Below are 20,669 nucleotides of genomic sequence, written 5' to 3' on the forward strand. Positions count from 1 at the left end.
GTCGGAATGACACCATGAGCTGGCATAACAAGGTCGTCTGGAGCGAGGGACTGTTCATGCGCCCGCAGCTGTTCCAGCAGCAGGAGCGCTACCTCGAGCACTACGCGCACCGGCGCACGGCGCCGCTCTCCCCGTTCTTCTTCGGTTTCAGCCACTACAGCCTCGACACCGAGGCGCCCGCGCTCGGCAAGATCGTCGTCAAATCGGCGAGCGGCGTATTCGCCGACGGCACGCCGTTCGACGCGCCCGGCAGCACGCCGCCGCCCGCGCCGCTCACGATCCGGCCCGAGCACCTGGACCAGGTGATCTATCTGGCCGTGCCGATCCGCGTGCCGAACGGCGAGGAAACCGCGTTCGACCATGCGGCCGAATCGCTCGCCCGCTACGTCGTGTTCGAGACCGACCTGCGCGACACCAATTCGATCGGGCAAGGGCCGAAGACAGTCCAGTTGTCGAACCTGCGGCTGCGGCTGATTCCCGAGAAGGAACTGACGGACGCGTGGATCGGCCTTGCGCTCACGCGCGTGAAGACGATTCGCGCCGACGCCAGCATCGAGCTCGACGACACGCTGATTCCGCCCGTCACCGGTTACGGCGCGAGCGACACGCTCGCGAGCTGGCTCGCGAAGATCCACGACCTCACGCGCCTGCGCGCGAACGCGCTCGCCGAGCGCCTGACGGGCGCTGACGGCAAGACCGGCTCGACGGCCGAAGTATCCGATTACCTGCTGCTGCAGACGCTCAACCGCTACGAGCCGCTGCTCCAGCATCTGCAGCGGGTGCCGACCACGTCGCCCGCCGAGCTGTACGCGCTTCTCGTCGGCATGGCGGGCGAGTTGTCGACCTACGTGCGCACCGACACGCGCCGCCCGCTCGATTCGCATCCGCCGTATCAGCACGTCGCGCCGCACCTGTGCCTGAAGCCCGTCGTCGACGATGCGCACCGGCTGCTCAACGCGGTGCTCGTGCGCAGCGCGCAGAGCATCGCGCTGTCGGATCAGGGGCACGGCATCCTCAACGCCGTGGTGGACCCGGCCGACGTGCAGGGCTTCACGGCGGTCGTGCTCGCGGTGCACGCGCAGATGCCGCCCGATCTGCTGCAACAGCAATTCGCCGCGCAGGCGAAGGTGGGGCCTTCCGAACGGCTGCCCGATCTGGTGCGCAGCCACCTGTCCGGCATCGCGCTGCAGGCGCTGCCGGTGCCGCCCCGGCAGATTCCGTTCAACGCGGGCTACGTCTACTACGAACTGTCGCGAACGGGGCCGCTGTGGGACGAAGTCTCGCGGCACGGCGGGCTCGCGCTGCACATCGCGGGCGAATTCCCGTCGTTGCGGCTCGAACTGTGGGGAATCCGGGGATAGCGGCGCGTGCAGGAAGCGACCGGGCCGCCGCGCATGCAGGTCGCGTTGATCAATCGAACGAACCGGGAGAACGCCCGTGAGCTCAGAAGCCGTCCAACGTCCGGACCCGCCCGGTCCGCCACCGACCGATCCCGCCGTGACGGCGTTCGCCGAGCACGCGCGCGCGCCGTCCCCCGCGATGCCTCCGGCCGCGGAATCGCCCGCCGCCCGCCTCGCGGCGGTCAAGGCCGCCGCGAATCCGCTGCTCGAAGCGGCGCGCCCGCTGCTGCGGGCGTTGTCGGACATGCCGGACAGGCTCGAGCGCGAAGGCGCCCAGCAGCTGCGCCTGCTGCTCGAGCAGGAAGTGCGCCAGTTCCAGCGGCTTTGCGAGCAGGCGAACATCCGGCGCGACCACATGCTCGGCGCGCGCTATTGCCTGTGCACGGCGCTCGACGAAGCCGCGATGCAGACGACGTGGGCCCGCTCCGGCGACGGCAACTTCGGCACCTGGATCAGCGAAGGGCTCGCCACGTCGTTTCACGAAGACCGGCAAGGCGGCGACAAGGTATATCTGCTGATCGGCCGGCTGATGAACTCGCCGCAGGAGCACCTCGATCTGCTCGAAGTCGTGTACCGGGTCCTGAGCCTCGGCTTCGAAGGCCGCTACCGCTACGAAGCCGACGGCCAGCGCAAGCACGAGACCGTGCGCCAGCGGCTCCACAACGAGATCGCCTCGCAACGCGGCCCCGTGTCCGTCGCCCTTTCGCCGCACTGGCAAGCCGATGCGAACGGCAAGCGCCTGTCGTTCTACGATTTCCCGGTGCGGATCACGGCCGCCGTGCTGTCGCTGATCCTGCTCGGCCTGTTCGGCTATTTCAAATACGCGCTGTCGAGCCGCGGCGCCGACGTGCAGATGCAGATCGCCGCCATTGGCCGCATGACGCCGCCGGCCGCGCGCGCCGAGCTGCGCCTCAAGGTGCTGCTCGCGAGCGAGATCGCCGCGGGAACGGTCCGCGTCGACGAAGACGCCCGCCGCAGCTCCGTGACGTTCCGAAGCGACGCGATGTTCGCGCCGGGCGGCGCGGCCGTGAATGCGGCGATGGGCGCGCTGATCGCGAAGATCGCGGCCGAGATCGCGAAGGTGCCGGGCAAGGTGACGGTGATCGGCTACGCCGACGACGCGCCGATCAAGAGCCGACAGTTCGCATCGAACGAAGCGCTGTCCGAGGCGCGCGCGACGCAGGTCATGCAGCTGCTCCAGGCGGGCGGCGTGCCGGCGAGCCGCCTGGAATCGGCCGGCCGAGGCGACGCGAACCCGATCGGCGACAACCAGACCGTGCAAGGCCGCGCGCTGAACCGCCGCGTCGAAATCACGGTCGCGCACTAACTCCCCGGCCATTCGGATGCCGACATGAACAAGTTCCTCTCCTTTCTGGTGTCGCGCCAGTTCCTGGCCTTCGTCGCGTTGCTGCTCGTCGCGCTGCTGATCTGGTTCGTCGGCCCGTTCGTCGCGTTCGGCGGCCTCGAGCCGCTCGCGGGCGCGGGCATGCGGATCGCCGCGATCGCGCTGCTGCTTGCGGGCGCGCTGCTATGGCTCGCGGGCCGCTCGACGAGCGCCGCGTTCGTGGCGCTGCTCTGCCTGCTGATCTGGCATGCGTCGCCGCTGCTCGCGTTCGGACACGCGACGCCCTTCGCGCCGCCCTCGGTCCGCGCGATCGCGATCGCGGCCGTGCTCGCGGTGTTTCTGATCCATCTCGCGTTCCGGCTGCTGCAGAGGATGCGAGCGGACCCGGATTTTCTCCAAAGCCTGCTCGATGTCGGCGGCAAGCGGCACGAATCGCCCGCGGCCGGCCAACTGGCCAGGGTCGGCGCGGCCGTCGCCGGCGCGCTCGCGCGCCTGAAGGCGATGCGCACCGGCGCCCGCGGGCTCGGGCGCCTGTTCCAGGGCAAGCGCTACCTGTACGAACTGCCGTGGTACATCACGCTCGGCTCGGGCGCGTCGGGCAAGACGAGCGCGCTCCTGAACGCCGGCCTCACGTTCCCGGTGGCCGCGCAGATGCAGCGGGCCGCGGGCATGGTCTCGGGCCGCGACGGGTCCGTCGACTGGTGGCTGACCAACGACGCGGTGCTGATCGACACGGCCGGCCATTACACGCGCCACGGCACGTCGCTGCATGCGTTGCCCCGGCCGTTCGTCGCCGCGCGGTCCGGGCGCCCGGACGCAGGCGAATCCGCGGCGCGGGCCGACGCGCGCCGCGCGGACGGCCCGGCCGCCGGCCAGGCCCGCGCGGCCGCCGCGGCCCCGGCGAGCGCGACGAGCGCGACGAGCGCCGCCCCGGACGACGGAACGCAAAGCGCATGGCGGCAGACCGTCGACGCGGCCGAGTGGCTCGGCTTCCTGCGCATGCTGCGCAAGCACCGCCCCCGCGCGCCGATCAACGGCGCGCTGCTCGCCGTCGACGTGGCCGCCCTGACGAGCGCCGACGAGACCGCGCGCCACGCCGAAGCCGCCGCGCTGCGCGCACGGCTCGCCGATCTGCGCACCGAGCTCGGCATCCGCTTTCCCGTCTATCTGCTCGTCACGAAGATGGACCGGCTGCCGGGCTTCAGCGAATACTTCAGCTCGCTGACCACCGAGGGCCGTGCGCAGGCATGGGGCTTCACGCTCGCGTACGACAAGGAGACCGTCGCGCAAGACGGCATCCGCGCGCGCTGCGCCGAGGAGCTCGACGCGCTGGCCGCGCGGCTCGCGGCGGGCACGAACGCGCGCCTGCAGGAGGAGCACGACGCGCTCAGGCGTCGCAAGCTGTCCGCCCTTGCCGAGGAATTCCTCGTGATGACGCGCTCGCTCGGCGAGCTGATCGACCGCGTGTTCGTCGATTCCCGCTACGACGACACGCAATACCATTCGACGCTGCGCGGCGTGTATTTCACGAGCGCCGCCCAGACGGGCAGCGAGGCGCCGGCGCAAGCGCGCACCGTGATGCAGCGTCTCGCGGCCGCGATCGGGCGCGCGCCGGCGCCGATCGCGTGCGCGCCCCGGCACGAGGGCAACCGGAGCTTCTTCCTCCATGATCTGCTGACGAAGGTCGTGTTCCCGGATGCGCATCTGGTGCAGCCGAATCTGCGGTGGGAATACCGCTCGCGAACGCTGTGCATCGTCGGCCACGCGCTCGCGCTGCTGCTGTTCGCGTGGGCGGCAATCGGCCTGCGCGTCAGCGCGGGCAACAACGGCGATTACCTCGACGCGATCGGGCGCAAGACGGCCGCGCTCGCGTCGCGGGTCGGCCAGTCGTACAGGGAGCCCAAGCCCGAGGCCGTGCCCGACACGCTGAGCGAAGCGCGCGATTTGCCCACGTACCCGGGCCTCGACCTGTCGGAGCCGGACAGCGCCTGGCGCTTCGGCCTGTACGCGCCGCCCGGCATCGTCGCCGAAAGCCGTCGCACCTACGACGCGCTCGCGGACAACCTGCTGCTGCCGCAGATCGTGAAGCGGATCGAAACGGTGCTTTCCGACGCGATCGCCCGCCGGGACGCGAGAGCCGCCTACGACGCGCTGCGCGTCTACCTGATGCTGTACGACAAGACGAAGTTCGACGCCGCGCGGATCGAGGCGTGGGTGCTCGACGACTGGGCGAAGACCGACAGCGCGGCGATCTTCGGCGGCCGCGCGTCGATGATCGCGCACGTCGAGCAGCTTTTTTCCGGCGAGCGCGTCGTGCAATCGCCGCTGATCCGCAACGACGCGCTGATCCGCCAGGCGCGAGAGTTTCTCGACGGCAGCAATGCGACCGCGCGGCTCTACGAGCGCGCGAAGGCCGCCATGGAGAAAGACGCGCCGGACGAATTCACGCTGATCCGGGCCGTCGGCCCGCAAGCGGGCACCGTCTTCACGCGCGCGAGCGGCGCGCCGCTTTCGCGCGGCGTGCCGGGCCTCTTCACGTTCGACGGATACCGGCGCCTGTTCGACAAGCGGCTGCCCGAATTCGTGCAGGCCGCGCGCGAAGACGACGCGTGGGTGATGGGCCGCGCCTATCTGGGCGGCGCTCAAAAAAAAACGGCTGCGATCGTGAACGCCGCGACGGGAGCCGACGATCCGCTGACGGAGGCGATTCGCCGGCAATACCTGATCGAGTACGCGCAGCAATGGGATGACTTTCTCGGCGACATCCGCACGGTGACGGGCACGAGCCTCGGCTTCAACCGGCTCGTGCTGCGCAGCCTCGCGGCGCCGGATTCGCCGCTCGCCCGCCTCGCGCGCGCGGCGGTGAACGAGACGACCCTCGCCGGCCCCGTCGCCGCGGCGGACCGTTCGTTCCTGCAAAAGGCCTCCGACGAGCTGAGCCGGAAAGCGGACCAGGCGCTCGGCATACGCGCCGAGGAGCGCGTCGAGCGCGAACTCGTCGACAACCATTTCGCGGCGCTGCGCGAAGTGGTGACGGGCGGCGCGGACACGCGCACGGCCCCGCCCCCGTCCGCCGCGCAAGCGGGCAAGACCGGGCTCGACGCCGTGACGAGCCTGCTGAACGACTACTACACCGCGCTCACCGTCGCGGACGACGCGCTCACCAGCAACGGCATGCCGCCCGCGAGCGACGCGGCGGCGAAGCTAAAGATGACCGCGGACACGATGCCCGCGCCGTTTCGCGCGGTGCTGATCGATCTGTCGGTGCAGGGCTCGCGTGAAGTGAATCGCGGCATCGGCCAGTTGCTGTCGCGACAGCTGGAGGCGAAGCTCGGCGACGCGTGCCGGCTCGCGATCGCGGGCAACTACCCGTTCGCCTCGGACAGCCGGCGCGACGTCGGCATCGACGATTTCACGCGGGTCTTCGCGCAGGGCGGCGTGATCGACGACTTCTTCACGAACGCGCTCGCGCCGTTCGTCGACACGTCGACGAAGCCGTGGCGCTACAAGACGCTGCCCGGCGCGACCGAACCGGTGCAGGGCCCCGACCTCGAGCCGTTCCAGCATGCGAAGGCGATCCGCGACATCTTCTTCGGCGGCTCGGGCCACAAGCAGATGGCGTGGAAGGCCGACATCCGGATTCCCGAGCTGGACCCGACGATCACGAGCCTCGCGATCGACGTCGACGGACAGACGTCGCTCTACCAGCACGGGCCCGTTTCCCCGATCACGGTGAGCTGGCCGGGGCCGCGCGGCGGCGTCCACGCGGAAATCACGGCGAGCCCGCGCATCCGGCCCGACACGTCGACGGTGTCGACGGACGGGCCATGGGCGCTGCTGCGCCTGCTGCAAAAGGGGCGCGTGAGCGAAACGGCGACGCCCGGGCGCACGCGCGTCGCGCTCGACTTCGACGGCCGCCGCGCCGTGCTCGACATCGCGAGCGCGGGCAGCGTCGCCAACCCGCTGACGAGCGACGTGCTGAAGACGTTCCGGTGTCCCGGCGCGATGCCGATGTTCAGCCTCGCGGATACGGGCGCGCCGCCGGGATTGCCGCCGGCGGGGCTGCCTGCGATGCCGGGAGAGAAGGCCGGGCGGGTTGCGCGGCGCGGGGGAGCGGCCGGTTAGTTCGAATCGGTTCGAATCGGACCGATTCGGTTGGCCCGGTTCTGTTGACTCGGTTCGTTCGGTTCGTTCGGTTCGTTCGGCTGGTTCGGCTGGTTCGGTCGGCTCGGTCGGCTCGGTCGGCTCGGTCGGCTCGGTCGGCTCGGTCGGCTCGATTCTGATCAGTTCGGACTAGTTCGGCGCAGGTCGAATGCTCTGGTCTTTGCTCGCCGGATGGCGAGCGCGCCGGATACGGCGAAGTTGCGTCCCGTCCGTGCACGCATGCGCAACGGCCGCTCCGTCACGCCCCTGACGCGCCCTGCCGCGCCGCATTTGGATGCCCCGCACGCGGGCGCGCGGCGGATACCGGCGCCCCGTCGCTCGAACCGCGGCCGCACGCGCACCGGCAAGCCGACGATGCGCGATCGCGCCGCGTGCATGAACGCCTCGGGCCTACCGTGAAGCCTCGGCTTCCCACGCGGCGCCGGGGGCGTTCATCGGCAGCGCGCCGATCAACCGGCGCCCGCCTCCCCGCTTCGCACCGGCTCGCCCCGATCCGAGCCGCCGCGCGCCAGCACGGGTTCGAGCGCGCGCCCCGTATGACTCGCGCTCACCTGCACGAGCCCTTCCGGATGCGCCGCCGCCACGATCGCGCCGCCGCCCACGCCGCCCTCCGGGCCGAGGTCGATGATCCAGTCCGCCTCCGCGATCACATCGAGGTCGTGCTCGATCACGACGACGCTGTGCCCCGCGTCCACGAGCCGGTGCAGCACGCGGATCAGCTTCGCGACGTCCGCCATGTGCAGGCCCACGGTCGGCTCATCGAGCACATAGAGCGTATGCGGCGCCTTCTGGCCGCGCCGCGTGATGTCGTCGCGCACCTTGCTCAGTTCGGTGACGAGCTTGATGCGCTGCGCCTCGCCACCAGACAAGGTCGGCGACGGCTGGCCGAGCGTCAGGTAGCCGAGGCCGACGTCCTTCATCAGTTGCAGCGGATGCGCGATGTTCGATATCGGCGCGAAGAACTCCACCGCCTCGTCGATCTCCATCGTCAGCACATCGCCGATGTTCCTGCCGCGCCACGTGACCGCGAGCGTCTCCGGATTGAAGCGCTGCCCGTGGCACACATCGCACGGCACCTTCACGTCGGGCAGGAAGCTCATGCCGATCGTGCGCACGCCTTGCCCTTCGCATGCCGGGCAACGCCCTTCGCCGGTGTTGAACGAGAAACGCGACGCCGTGTAGCCGCGGGCGCGCGCCTCGAGCGTATCCGCGAACAGCTTGCGGATCGTGTCCCACACGCCGATGTAGGTCGCCGGGCACGAGCGCGGCGTCTTGCCGATCGGCGTCTGGTCGACTTCGAGCACGCGGTCGATATGTTCCCAGCCGCTGATCGCCTCGCAGCCCTGCCACGCGTGCATGACGTCGAACGACGGCCGCGGCGCGCTGCGCGCGAGCACGCTCGCGCGGCGCTTCGCCGCCTGCGCCGCCAGCGAACCGCCCTTTTCCGCACCCTTTTCCGCGCCCTGCTGCGCGGCCTTGCGCGCGCGGCGCGTGGCCGGCGACGACAGCACCGAGCGGCCCACCGCATCGAGCAGGTTCGTCATCAGCACATCGCGCGCGAGCGTCGACTTGCCCGAGCCGCTCACGCCCGTCACCGCGACGAGCCGCGCGAGCGGAATGCCGACCGTGACGTCGCGCAGGTTATGCAGCTTGCCGCGATGCACCGTCAGCCAGTTCTCGGGCACCGCCGCGCCGTTCTTCGCGCCCGGCGGGCTCACGCCGCGGCGCGGCTGCAGCGGATGCACGATCGGATGCGCGAGGAAGCGCCCCGTCAACGAATCGGCCTGCGCGGACAGGTCCGCGACCCCGCCCTGCGCGACCAGCGTGCCGCCGCGCTTGCCGGCGCCCGGGCCGACATCGATGATGTGATCGGCGCGGCGGATCGTGTCTTCGTCATGCTCGACGACGACGAGCGTATTGCCCTTGTCGCCGAGCTTGCGCAGCGCGTTCAGCAGGATCTGGTTGTCGCGCGGATGCAGGCCGATCGTCGGCTCGTCGAGCACGTAGCAGACGCCTTGCAGGTTGCTGCCCAGCTGCGCCGCGAGCCGGATGCGTTGCGCCTCGCCGCCCGACAGGCTCGGCGCGGCGCGATCGAGGCTCAGGTAGCCGAGCCCGACTTCCTCGAGAAACGCGAGACGGCTGCCGATCTCGCTGACGACGTCGCGCGCGATCTGCGCGTCGCGCCCGCCGAGTTGCAGGCCGTCGATCCAGCGGCGCGTATCCGACACCGTCCATTGCGCGACATCGACGATCGGATGGCCGTCGAACATCACCGCGCGCGCGGACGGATTCAGTCGCGTGCCGCCGCAATCCGCGCACGGCTCGTCGCCGACGCCTTCCGGTTCCTGCTCGTCGGACGGCAGCGTCTGCTCGCGGCCGCGGCCGTCTTCGGCGAACACCGTGTCGTCGTAGGCCGCGCGCTGCTCGCGCGTGAGCGCGACGCCGGTGCCCACGCAGGTCGTGCACCAGCCGTGCTTGCTGTTGTACGAGAACATCCGCGGGTCCAGCTCCGGGTAGCTCGTGCCGCACACCGGGCACGCGCGCTTGACCGACAGCACCTTGATCTCGCCGATCCGCGCGGTCGAATGATCGTTGGCCATCGCATGATGCAGGCCGTCGAGCGGCGCGAGCAGATGCATCACGCCCTTGCCGAGCTCGAGCGTCTCGGCGAGGCGCTGCCGCAACTCGGCCTCGCGGTCCGGCGACACGACGAGATCGGCCACCGGCAGCTCGATCGTATGCTCGCGGAAGCGATCGAGCTTCGGCCACGGGTCCACCGTCACGAACTCGCCGTCCACGCGCAGATGCGTGTTGCCGCGCGCCTTCGCCCACTTCGCGAGATCCGTGTACACGCCCTTGCGGTTGACGACGAGCGGCGCGAGCAGCCCGACATGCTCGCCGCGGTGATCGCGCAGCAACTGCGCGGCGATCGATTCGACGGTTTGCGAGCTGACCGGCGTGCCGTCGTGAATGCAATGCTGAAGGCCGAGCTTCACGTACAGCAGCCGCAGGAAGTGCCACACTTCGGACGTCGTCGCGACCGTGCTCTTGCGGCCGCCGCGCGACAGCCGCTGCTCGATCGCAACCGTCGGCGGAATGCCGTACACCGCATCGACTTCGGGGCGCCCCGCCGGCTGCACGATCGAGCGCGCGTACGCGTTCAGCGATTCGAGGTAGCGGCGCTGGCCCTCGTGAAAGAGGATGTCGAACGCGAGCGTCGACTTGCCCGAACCGGACACGCCGGTGATCACGTTGAACTTGCCGTGCGGAATGTCGACGTCGAGCGCCTTCAGGTTGTGCTCGCGCGCGTTGACGATCCGCACGACGTCCTCTCCCTCGACCGCGCGCCGCGCACGCGCCGCATTCAACGCAGCCTGCAGCGGCACGCCCTCGTCGGCGAGCCGCGCTTCGGCATCCATTGCGCGCTCGTAGTGCGTGAGCGCCGCGCCGGTATGCGATCCGGCGCAGGCCTTCACGTCGTCCGGCGCGCCCGCGCACAGCACGAAGCCGCCGCCGTCGCCGCCTTCCGGGCCGAGGTCGATCAGCCAGTCGGCCGCGCGGATCACGTCGAGATTGTGCTCGATCACGATCAGCGAATGGCCGCTTGCGAGCAGCTTGCCGAACGCCTGCATCAGCTTCGCGATGTCGTCGAAGTGCAGCCCCGTGGTCGGCTCGTCGAACATGAACAGCCGCGCTTGCGCGACGCGCGCCTCGCGCGTGACGACACGGCGCCCGCCGGCGGCCTTCGCCGATTCGGCGAGAAAGCCCGCGAGCTTCAAGCGCTGCGCCTCGCCGCCCGACAGCGTCGGTACCGGCTGGCCGAGCTTCACGTATTCGAGCCCGACGTCGACGATCGGCTGCAGCACGCGCAGCACCTCGGCGTCGGCGGCGAAGAACGCCGCGGCTTCGCTGACGGTCAGGTCCAGCACGTCGGCAATGCTGAGCGCGCGGCCGTCGCGCTCGATCCGCACTTCGAGGATCTCGGCGCGGTAGCGCTGCCCGTCGCAGTCCGGGCAGCGCAGATAGACGTCGCTCAGGAACTGCATCTCGATGTGCTCGAAGCCGGAGCCGCCGCACGTCGGGCAGCGGCCGTCGCCCGAGTTGAAGCTGAATGTGCCCGCGCCGTAGCCGCGCTGCAGCGCAAGCGGCGCCTTCGCGAACAGCTTGCGGATCTCGTCGAACGCGCCGACGTAGCTCGCCGGGTTCGACCGCGTGGTCTTGCCGATCGGGGATTGATCGACGAACACGACGTCGCCCACCTGCTCCGCGCCCGTGAGGCGGCGGTACGCGCCCGGCGACTCGGTCGCGCGGCCCAGATGCCGCGCCATCGCAGGGTAGAGCACGTCCTGCAGCAGCGTCGATTTGCCGGAACCCGACACGCCCGTCACGCAGACGAGCCGCTGCAACGGAATCTCGACCGTGACGTCGCGCAGATTGTGCTCGCTCGCGCCCTCGAGCACGATACGCGGCGTGTGCGCGTCCACCGGCCGGCGCGACCAGTGCGACGCATGCGCGACATGCTTGCGGCCGCCGAGATACTCGCCCGTCAGCGTGCGGGCCGAGCGGATGTCGCCGGGCGTGCCGTCGTAGACGATCGTGCCGCCGCGCTCGCCCGGGCCGGGCCCCATGTCGATCAGCCGGTCGGCCGCGAGCATCACCGACGGATCGTGCTCGACGACGACCAGCGTATTGCCCGCGTCGCGCAGGCGCTGCATCGCCTCGACGATCCGGTTCAGGTCGCGCGGATGCAGGCCGATGCTCGGCTCGTCGAGCACGAACAGCGTCTTCGTGAGCGAGGTGCCGAGCGCCGTCGTCAGGTTGATCCGCTGCACCTCGCCGCCCGACAGCGTGCGGCTCTGCCGGTCGAGCGTCAGGTAGCCCAGCCCGACGTCGCACAGATATTTCAGCCGCGTGCGCACCTCGGCGAGCAGCAGCTTCAGCGCGTCGTCGAGCAGCGCGCTCGGCAGGCCGATGTCGTCGAAGAAGCGGCGGATGCGCTCGATCGGCAGCAGCATCAGGTCGTGCACCGTCAGGCCCGGCAGCGCTTCGAGCTGCGCGCGGCTCCAGTCGACGCCGCGCGGCATGAAGCGGCCGGCCGGCGCGAGCGCCTCATCGGCGTTCGCTTTCGTGCCGAGCCGCCACAACAGCGACTCCGTCTTCAGGCGCGCGCCGCCGCACACCTCGCACGGCGTGTAGCTGCGGTATTTCGACAGCAGCACGCGGATATGCATCTTGTACGCTTTCGATTCGAGATAGCCGAAGAAGCGCTTCACGCCGTACCACTGGCTCTGCCACTTGCCGTTCCAGTCCGGCGAGCCGTTGATGACCCAGTCGCGCTCGGCGTCCGACAGTTCGGCCCACGGCACGTCGCGCCGGATGCCGGCCTTCGCCGCATAGCGCATCAGGTCGTCCTGGCATTCCTTCCATGCGGGCGTCTGCATCGGCTTGATCGCGCCGCCGCGCAGCGTCTTGCGCGCGTCGGGAATCACGAGGCCGAGATCGACGCCGATCACGCGGCCGAAGCCGCGGCAGGTTTCGCACGCGCCGTACGCCGAGTTGAACGAGAACAGCGCGGGCTGCGGGTCCGCATAGCGCAGATCGCTGTCCGGGTGATGCAGCCCGGTGGAGAAACGCCACACCTGGGGCGCTTCTGTTGCGTCGCCCGGGTTTTCCGGCGCCTGCGCGAGCACGTAGACATTCACCCGCCCGCCGCCGCGCTTCAACGACGCCTCGATCGCCTCGACCGCGCGCACCTTGTCGACCTGATGCAGACGGAAGCGGTCGGCCACCACGTCGAGCACCTTGCGCGGCCCGGTGGGCGACGCCACTTCGCGTCGCGCCTGCACCCGCGTATAGCCGCTCGCCGACAGCCACTGCTCGACTTCCTCATCGGTCGCGGTTTCCGGCAGCTCGACCGGAAACGTGACCGCGAGCCGCGGATCGTGATCCGCCGTGCGCGCGAAGAGCTCCGCGTAGATCGTCTCCGGCGAGTCGTGCCGCACCGGCTGCGCGGTCATGCGGTCGAACAGTTCCGCCGCGCGTGCGTACAAGAGCTTCAGGTGGTCGTTGAGCTCGGTCATCGTGCCGACGGTCGAGCGCGAACTGCGCACCGGATTGGTCTGGTCGATCGCGATCGCGGGCGGCACGCCGTCAACGCGGTCCACCTGCGGCCGGTCCATCCGGTCGAGAAACTGCCGCGCGTACGCGCTGAACGTCTCGACGTAGCGCCGCTGGCCTTCCGCGTAAAGGGTATCGAACACGAGACTCGATTTGCCCGAGCCCGACGGGCCGGTGACGACCGTCATTTCGCCGGTGCGCAGATCGAGATCGAGATTCTTGAGATTGTGCTGACGTGCTCCGCGAATGCGGATCAGATTGCTGGATGACAATTTGTCTGCCCGTCTGAATGTGTTAGCCAGGGATTCGCTGCGCCGGAAGGCTGCGGGACGCTCGCAGGCGCGGCACCCGCGCCGCGATGCGGACGCCGTCGCGGCTCAATCGCGATGAGTACTATACTGTATGTTTATACAGCTTTCCATGACTATCTTGGATTTGCGGCGGACGGGGCGGCGCTTTGGTGGTTTGGGGCGGACGGAGGCATCAGCATATCGCGCTGGCCTTCATGTTTCCGCTTGACTTCTCGCCCCCGTTGGCACGCGCGGTGCCGATCCCGGCCTGCACGTTCTGCGAGCCAGTTCACGCCGCCTCCATGCGCCGTGCTACGATCTCCCGCCTAAAAATTACGGGAAAATCATGAAGCGCCAATCCGTGCGATGGTGCGCCGGTGCTATCGCTGCGTTCATCTGGCTCGTGACGCTGCGTCTTGCGATTGATGGCTTGTCGACCCGATTGGCTCACGCGGGGCGCGCGTAGCCATCGTGGCCGTGGGACGCGAATGGCACTGGTGTTTTCGTAAATGGCGTGGTGGCCGTGGGCACATTTGCCGCAGCTGCAGTCGCTCTTTGGGTTGCACTTTCCGAGCGCCGAAATCGCACCCACGGCGAGGTCGTGGCCGCCCGGCTGACCGCCGGCGGAGCAAGCCCTAAGATTCAAACCGCGATAAGGAAAACTGGACGCGCTAGCGTTGCAGTCGACGGCGCACTGATCATTTTGGAACCGGACTCACGCAATGAAGTGGGCGATCTGAGCGATTCAGTGCGTGCCGCCAGGCAGGCACTCCGCAGCCTGGAGAGCATCCCGTTCTGCTCATTCGACGAAATACGAAGCATGTCACCCCTTCCCGACAACTGCGCACTTCAAATCGAGGCAGCACAAGGTAGGCTGAATGCAGCCATTTCCTTTCTCAAAGAGGTGCGGAATGGCCATAAGGACCTTCAAGAAAGTCTCGCGATTGCCAACCAAGTGGATCACGACTTCGAACTGGATGACGTTAAATCGGACGCGCGCGCGCTCACGCTCTCCATTGAAGTGAGTTCTCAAAGCATGTTGTTCGAAAACGCACAAGAGAGCCTTCGAGAGGCGGAAAAGCTCTCGAACAATGCTCTTCTTATCTGCGAAAACCAAGGTACGGCAATCGACGAAGTCCTGTGGAACATCAAATTGAAAGGCCAATAGGCCGTATGTCTAGTCGCATCGAATGCACGTTCCTGCATTCATCCGGCATTCCCCGCAGACAAGCGGCGAGCTCGAACGGCACCTGTGCATGCTGGAAGATGCGCGTCGCGACACGAATGGCCTCGGCATGCTCGACGCGCCCGTCTTCGATATAGAGTCCGGCTCATGGCACTCGGAAAAAACATCGCACGACTACGCGCCTTGACGGGCGAAACGCGTCCTGACCTTGCGCGCGCGATCGGCATCGAATCACAACAGCCGATCTACGCGCTGGAAACGCGCGATAGCAGCAGGTCGGATCTCGCGCCAAAGCTGGCAAGGCACTTTCGAGTCGGTTTGAACGTGTTGCTCGAGGACGATTTGACGCATCTCGACAGCGCGGGCCTCGATGCGCTGCGTCGGTCGCGGAAGCCTTCCCCCGGCTTGGGAAAGAAGATGAAGATTCAGGAGCAGTTTGATGCGGCGCCTGGGTCGATACAGCAGGCGGTCCGCGACCTCCTCGAGTTGCCAATTGCGGACGCCGAGAAAGTCGCGGCCCTGATTGCCGCCTTTCGCGGCGGCTGACCTGCCCCCAGCGAACAGAGCCAGCGGGAACCTAGTAAAGTTCGTTTTCGGAGAAGAAGACGAACATGAAGAAGCGCTTTACGGAAGAGCAAATCATCGGTTTTCTGAAGGAAGCCGAGGCCGGTGTACCGGTCAACAGCTGATGCTCCTGCCGCTTTCCAGGAACTGGTTTAAAGGACTTTGCTAAAAGCCCGTTGGCGCTACTGAAGGGGGCAGGTCAACAGCAGAACAAATATACGATTCGCCCTCATCACGCCTTACAATTACATATCAAGACATAACCACATCTCGGGGAACCATGAAGACATTGACGTTGACGTGCATGGCTGTCGGACTTTTGAGTGCCTGCGGGGAGTCCGACCAGCCAACCATAGGAACACCTGCAACCAATACGAACGCGCCAACAGTATCTGCTCTCCCGTTCACCATCGAAGGCGCATCGTTGAGCGATATGTTTCAGAACAACCTCAAGGTCGCCAAGGTACAGGTCGGCGTGAATGGCGGGTCGGCGGCGCAATGGTCCGCAACGTCGATTGCGATAGCCGAGAAGGTCGCAACGTTCGGCGCAGATTCGGTTGAAGTGTCAGTGCGTCGCAATGAAGTCACCCAATCCCACGGCGACAGATTCCGGGAAGTCGCGCGCGCGTACTACAGTCCAAACCCCAACCATTCTGTCTGGGACGACAAGGAAAAATGGAAGGTCTTGCAAGCTGACGCCGCGCACCTTTCCACGCAACAGGACGTGAACATCTACGACGAATTCTCGGACCTGAATCAGAAGCTGATCGACAAGGGCATGGACGACAACGCCGCTGATCAGAAGGCGGGAGCGGTCATTGCGAAGAAATACCACCTTCCGAAAGATTGGCAACTACCTATCGGAAACGTTCTGAATGACGTGTCCCGAGACGCGATGAATGTGGATGTCGCACCTGCCAACGACGGCTTGGGAGCACTGGATCGATGTTTGAACGGCAAGATCGTCCGCATGATGACGACGTGTTCATGAACACGTCGGGCGATCACACGTCAACCGACATGACTTGCTGTGACGGGATAAGCTTCGGCGGCGGTACGCACTTGCAAATACAGAGGTCGTCGCTCAGTGCCACACGCCGCCCGTCCGGCCCCGTCATCGGCAATCGTGGGCCGTCGCACTGAATCTTGCCAATCGTTTTACACAACGGGCAGAACACATCGTCGTCTTCATGCGCGATGTGTCTGCCGTCGAGGGCGAACGGCATAGCCTTGGCTTGGACCGTTCCGGCTACGGTAGGCTGGCCGGTCCACCCTTGCTGATAAGTTGTAAGCGCGAATTTAACCCCACCTAGAATCGAAAGCTGAACGAGCGCAGGCTTGCGTCCGCAACTACAACTTGCGGACGCAACCGATGACACAGAACGAAGTTGATTTCCTGCCACTGCGGGTGACCGGCGTGACCGCGACGGGCAAGCGCAGGTTTGACGCCGAGGGTAAGCGCAAGCTGATTGAAGCCTGCCTGCAGCCGGGCGCGTCAATTGCCGGACTGGCGTTGAAGGCGGGTGTGAACGCGAACCAGCTGCATAAGTGGATTCAATTGCGCGAACGCGCGAATGCTGCTGTGACGGCGTGCGTCGAGCCCTTGCCATCGGCATTCGTGCCGGTCGTTCCGATCAACGAGGTGGCACCGGTGCGCACGAACCCCGAGCCGGTGAACGTACGGCGAACGTCACACAGGTACGAAGCGGCGAAGGCAATGACGCCGGCGCGACTATCAGCGCAGTTGCCCAACGGCGTAACGCTACAGCTCGAATGCGCCGCACACGATGGCGCTCTCGTGAAGGCGATGATCGAAGCGTTGGGGGCACGCTGATGTTCCGCTTCGACGCGGACCTGCAGATCTACCTGCACCGCGAGCCCATCGACTTCCGCGCCGGCATCAACAGCCTCGTCGCGCTGGTCGAGCAGTCGATGCTGCTCGATCCGCTTGCGCGAGCCGTCTTCGCGTTCCACAACCGCAAACGCGATCGCGTGAAGCTTCTGCTGTATGACCGGGCCGGATTCTGGCTCCTATTGAAACGCCTCGAGGCCGACCGTTTCGTTTGGCCCCGCCGTCAGCAAGCCGTGATCGAACTGACGGCCGAGCAGCTTCACCTGCTGCTCGACGGCGTCGATATCGACGCCGTGCGCCGCCACCCAGCGCGGCAGTACTGCCACACGAACTGAAGCAGGGTATCGCCGCTGTTGCCAGTAAACAACGGCGGCTTTAGCTGTTACAAATTCGCGTAAACCTATTTGGCTCTGCGTTTCGCTATCGTTGAGCGCATGTCCCCTCCCAATCTCCCCCGACTTCCGCGCACCGCCAAGGCCTATATCCACAAGCTGGAGGAGCGGGTGGCGGCCGATGCTCAGGTCATTGCCGAGCGTGACGCCAGGATCGACGAATTGACCAAGCGCCTGGATGCGCTGGAAGAGCAATATCGTCTCGCGTTGGCCCGACAGTACGCGCCGAAGAGCGAGAAGCGCCGCGACCGCGTGTTCAACGAGGCCGAAGAGGCAGCCCACGCTGAGCCGGCCGAGGAGGACGACGGCGAGCCGCTGACGTTGCCCGATACCGGGTTGCCGGAACCCGGCCAGCCTGAACCGCGCAAGCGTGGCCGCAAACCGCTGCCCGCGGACCTGCCGCGCGAGCGAATCGAGTACGACCTGCCCGAAGACCAGAAGATCTGCCCGTGCTGCAGCAAGGCAATGCATCGGATGGGCGAGGAAATCAGCGAACAGTTGCACATGCAGGTCAAGGTCTCGGTGCTGCAGCACGCGCGTTTCAAGTACGCGTGTCGGCACTGCGAGCGTCACGGCACGCACACACCGATCGTGGTCGCGCCGATGCCGGCGCAGCCCTTGCCGGGTAGTCACGCCAGTGCATCGATGATCGCCGCCGTCACGGCCGGCAAGTATGTCGACGGCACGCCGCTGTACCGGATGGAAGACGTGCTCGCACGCTCGAATATCGCAGTCAGCCGCGGTACGCTGGCGAACTGGATCATCCGCCCCGCCGAGCTTCACTACACGCGCCTGTTCAAGGCGCTCAAGAAGATTCTGCTCAGCCAGTGGCTGATTCACGGCGACGAGACCACCGTCCAGGTCCTGAAGGAGAACGGCCGAAACGCGCAGGACAAGTCATACATGTGGGTCTACCGAAGCGCGGAGGATAGCGAGCAGCCGGTGGTGCTGTTTGAGTACCAGCCGGGGCGTGGCCAGCAGTACCCGAAGGAGTTCCTCGGAGACTACGCGGGCACGCTGATGACGGACGGCTGGCCTGCGTGGCGGACGGTCAAATCGGCCACGCACCTCGGATGCCTTGCGCATGGACGCCGGATGTTCACGGATGCGCTCAAGGGGCAGAAGAACAAACCGAGCCCCCGCATCACGAAGGCGCTCGAATTCTTCCAGGCGCTGTACCAGGTCGAGACGCTCGCCAAACAGACGTTGCCCGAAGGCGAGACGCTGGCCGATTACCGGTACCGCTTGCGCCAACAGCACAGCGTGCCGTTGCTAAACGCCTTCAAGAGTTGGCTCGACGAGCTCGCGCCGAAGGTTCTGCCCAAGAGCCTGCTAGGCGAGGCGATCGGCTACTGTCTCCGGCAATGGCCTTACCTGAGTCGCTATGTGGACGATGGCCGGTTTGCAATAGACAACAACGTCATCGAACGCGACATCAGGCCGTTTGCCACGGCGAGAAAGTCGTGGCTCTTCAGCGATACGGTCGACGGCGCGAAAGCGAGCGCGATGGTCTACAGCCTGATGCTCACGTGTCGAGCCTGTGGCGTCGATCCCCATGCCTATCTGCTGCACGTGCTGACCGAATTGCCGCAGCGCGCACCGGATGCCGATATTAGCGACCTGCTACCGTTCAACTTCGCTCGACAGCAAGCCGTTACCGGGTAACTCCGATCGCTACCGCGCTGGGCCGAAGTATTGGTCCCACTGTTCCGAATCGGGATCGAGTCGGCGCACAATCGCGTCGTCTGCCCGCGCGATCAACCGTTCCAGCATCTGGCGCTTCGTTACCGAGTAACGGCGAGCTAACCGCGTCAGAGCAAGATACGCTTCCGTGCTCATCCACATATCCAGACGTCGATCACCGTTGCCGTCCTTGCCTGCCGTCTCGCGCCTTGCCCGATAAGCCGCCTGCCGCTGCGCCGTCGTTTGCGTCATCTCGCATCTCCTTCGTTACCCGGTAACTATCGATTCGAAACATGTTACCCGGTAACACGTCACCTAACGACGTGTGGCGGATTTAGCGCTTACGATAAGTTCGTCCTCTTTCCGACTTGTAAGCGCCCTAATCGCCTCATTGCGACATGTCGAGCGGTTATGTAGCGTGCGGCCAACCGCGGCAGCGAGGAAGCAAGTCCAGCCCAACAGCCGTACGACCGTGAGCACCATGCCGATACGCTGCCGGCCATTGAGAGTCTCATGCCCGCCTCCCGATCACGGCAGGTGAGATTCAAGCGCCTGTCCGAGCTTGACCAAGGCGAGTCGCGCATTCCCCGCGTTGAGCACTTGCTTGGCCTGCTCTACCGCCTGTTTCTCGGCTATGCTGAACGGCACCTTCTGCTGACAGTGCCAGATCAGGTCGAGCACCTCGCCGCGTAGACTGTCTGAGTACGGGGCCGCATCGTTGGTCAGGCCCCACAATTCATCGAGCCGGCCCTTGAGGTCCTCGACGCTTTGCGGCATGAATGGCTTAATGCTCATGTCACCTCCGACGTTTCCTACATCGCCGCTCCCCCCGCCGACTGCCGCATACGGGGAACTCGGCGAGCCAGCGGGGGGGCTGTCTCGCGGAAACCTCAATCAATCTTGGATCTCCGTGTCCGACATGACTGGGTGAACCTCAGCGAAATGTGGCTCGACCGGCGGGAGGCGGTAATACACCCCGTTACCGAACTTGAATTGATCGCGGTGTGCCCGCAGTTGGTCGCTGTCCGACTCAAAGAGAGTAAACCTGAACGACCGGCTTAAATCAGCTTTGGGGACGTTCGTCCCAATGCGGAGAGTGACTTCGTACTCACCCGCCATCCAGAAGAAGTCCGCATCGAACAGTGCAAGCAGCGGTTGTACCAGCGGCAGGTCCGCCTCTATGTCTGGATGGTCTTTCGGGAGGCCGACGCGCTTAGTCAAGATGTTGTCTTTCATCGCCTTAGCGGCCCTACTGAACGCCTGCTTTGCTTCTCGCGTCGCGATTCGGACGAAATTCACGCCATGCCCCCATTCCTCGCGTGGCTGGAGGCGAAACGGCGTGAACAGCGTGGGCTTCTGGTCGGACAATTTCTCGAAATACCCGCGTGCCACAAGTTCTCTTCGCTCTTGCCCGCGTGCCACTGCAAGAGTGATCTTCTGAATTCGGATCTCTCTTCCCCCAGTGTTAGTGATCGAAAGACGCCACTGCGCATACGGCGAGCCAACTTCCTCGTCCAGAACAATTCTGTCGAAGCACTCGACATCGAGCTTAGCGCGCTTAAACCAAAGTCGAACTGGAGGCAGTTGTGTAAGCAATAAGGCGATGAACGCCACCGCGAATTGCCAAAATCTGATGTCGCTGTAGAAGTGTTGATCGCTCACGGCTATCTTTTCTT

General features: G+C 66.3%; 14 protein-coding genes. 9 read left to right on the plus strand and 5 right to left on the minus strand.

Annotated elements, in window-relative coordinates; genetic code table 11:
* Nucleotides 1–14 precede the first annotated feature (14 nt).
* The 3 genes from tssK (at nucleotide 15) to tssM (ending at nucleotide 6,870) form a co-directional block, all read left to right on the plus strand.
* On the plus strand, nucleotides 15–1,361 hold the full coding sequence (gene tssK / locus WS78_RS11445) for a type VI secretion system baseplate subunit TssK (RefSeq protein WP_038751408.1): 1,347 nt from the start codon (nucleotides 15–17) through the stop codon (nucleotides 1,359–1,361).
* A gap of 76 nt (nucleotides 1,362–1,437) precedes the next feature.
* Nucleotides 1,438–2,727: a type VI secretion system protein TssL, long form gene (tssL, locus tag WS78_RS11450; protein ID WP_082717349.1), complete on the plus strand. Its 1,290-nt coding sequence runs from the start codon at nucleotides 1,438–1,440 to the stop codon at nucleotides 2,725–2,727.
* A 24-nt stretch (nucleotides 2,728–2,751) separates the two neighbouring features.
* On the plus strand, nucleotides 2,752–6,870 hold the full coding sequence (gene tssM / locus WS78_RS11455) for a type VI secretion system membrane subunit TssM (protein WP_059582907.1): 4,119 nt from the start codon (nucleotides 2,752–2,754) through the stop codon (nucleotides 6,868–6,870).
* Between the two features lie 488 nt (nucleotides 6,871–7,358).
* Here the strand turns inward: tssM and uvrA are convergent, their stop codons facing one another.
* On the minus strand, nucleotides 7,359–13,298 hold the full coding sequence (gene uvrA / locus WS78_RS11470) for an excinuclease ABC subunit UvrA (protein WP_059582900.1): 5,940 nt from the start codon (nucleotides 13,296–13,298) through the stop codon (nucleotides 7,359–7,361).
* A 541-nt stretch (nucleotides 13,299–13,839) separates the two neighbouring features.
* On the opposite strand from uvrA, the gene WS78_RS35790 reads away from it, so the two are divergent.
* The 3 genes from WS78_RS35790 (at nucleotide 13,840) to WS78_RS11490 (ending at nucleotide 16,057) form a co-directional block, all read left to right on the plus strand.
* Nucleotides 13,840–14,484: a hypothetical protein gene (locus WS78_RS35790; RefSeq protein ID WP_156437565.1), complete on the plus strand. Its 645-nt coding sequence runs from the start codon at nucleotides 13,840–13,842 to the stop codon at nucleotides 14,482–14,484.
* Nucleotides 14,485–14,649: 165 nt separating this feature from the next.
* A complete protein-coding gene (locus WS78_RS11480) occupies nucleotides 14,650–15,048 on the plus strand; it encodes a helix-turn-helix transcriptional regulator (RefSeq protein WP_059582890.1) in 399 nt (132 codons plus the stop codon).
* A gap of 298 nt (nucleotides 15,049–15,346) precedes the next feature.
* Nucleotides 15,347–16,057 carry a hypothetical protein gene (locus WS78_RS11490; RefSeq protein WP_156437566.1) on the plus strand — a complete coding sequence of 237 codons (711 nt, stop codon included), beginning with the start codon at nucleotides 15,347–15,349 and terminating at the stop codon, nucleotides 16,055–16,057.
* Between the two features lie 13 nt (nucleotides 16,058–16,070).
* On the opposite strand, the gene WS78_RS37550 is transcribed toward WS78_RS11490, so the two are convergent.
* The gene (locus WS78_RS37550; protein ID WP_082721457.1) at nucleotides 16,071–16,292 is read right to left on the minus strand and encodes a PAAR domain-containing protein; all 222 of its coding nucleotides are present in this window, start codon (nucleotides 16,290–16,292) and stop codon (nucleotides 16,071–16,073) included.
* Between the two features lie 146 nt (nucleotides 16,293–16,438).
* Here WS78_RS37550 and tnpA point away from each other — a divergent pair, with 146 nt between their 5' ends.
* From tnpA to tnpC, 3 genes are all read left to right on the plus strand, one after another.
* On the plus strand, nucleotides 16,439–16,900 hold the full coding sequence (gene tnpA / locus WS78_RS11500) for an IS66-like element accessory protein TnpA (protein ID WP_059584105.1): 462 nt from the start codon (nucleotides 16,439–16,441) through the stop codon (nucleotides 16,898–16,900).
* Nucleotides 16,900–17,253, plus strand: a complete 354-nt coding sequence (gene tnpB / locus WS78_RS11505; RefSeq protein ID WP_059580646.1) for an IS66 family insertion sequence element accessory protein TnpB — start codon at nucleotides 16,900–16,902, stop codon at nucleotides 17,251–17,253. The genes tnpA and tnpB overlap by 1 nt, the downstream gene beginning before the upstream one ends.
* Before the next feature lie 99 nt (nucleotides 17,254–17,352).
* Nucleotides 17,353–18,975 (plus strand): IS66 family transposase, encoded by a 1,623-nt coding sequence (tnpC, locus tag WS78_RS11510; protein WP_059670996.1) that lies wholly within the window; start codon nucleotides 17,353–17,355, stop codon nucleotides 18,973–18,975.
* 9 nt (nucleotides 18,976–18,984) lie between these two features.
* Here tnpC and WS78_RS11515 read toward each other — a convergent pair whose 3' ends face one another.
* From WS78_RS11515 to WS78_RS11525, 3 genes are all read right to left on the minus strand, one after another.
* A complete protein-coding gene (locus tag WS78_RS11515; RefSeq protein WP_059574446.1) occupies nucleotides 18,985–19,245 on the minus strand; it encodes a hypothetical protein in 261 nt (86 codons plus the stop codon).
* A gap of 276 nt (nucleotides 19,246–19,521) precedes the next feature.
* Nucleotides 19,522–19,788 (minus strand): hypothetical protein, encoded by a 267-nt coding sequence (locus WS78_RS11520; protein ID WP_059580591.1) that lies wholly within the window; start codon nucleotides 19,786–19,788, stop codon nucleotides 19,522–19,524.
* A gap of 99 nt (nucleotides 19,789–19,887) precedes the next feature.
* Nucleotides 19,888–20,655: a hypothetical protein gene (locus WS78_RS11525; protein WP_059580587.1), complete on the minus strand. Its 768-nt coding sequence runs from the start codon at nucleotides 20,653–20,655 to the stop codon at nucleotides 19,888–19,890.
* Between the last annotated feature and the right edge of the window lie 14 nt (nucleotides 20,656–20,669).

The sequence above is a fragment of the Burkholderia savannae genome (assembly GCF_001524445.2).
Classification (GTDB): Bacteria; Pseudomonadota; Gammaproteobacteria; order Burkholderiales; family Burkholderiaceae; genus Burkholderia; species Burkholderia savannae.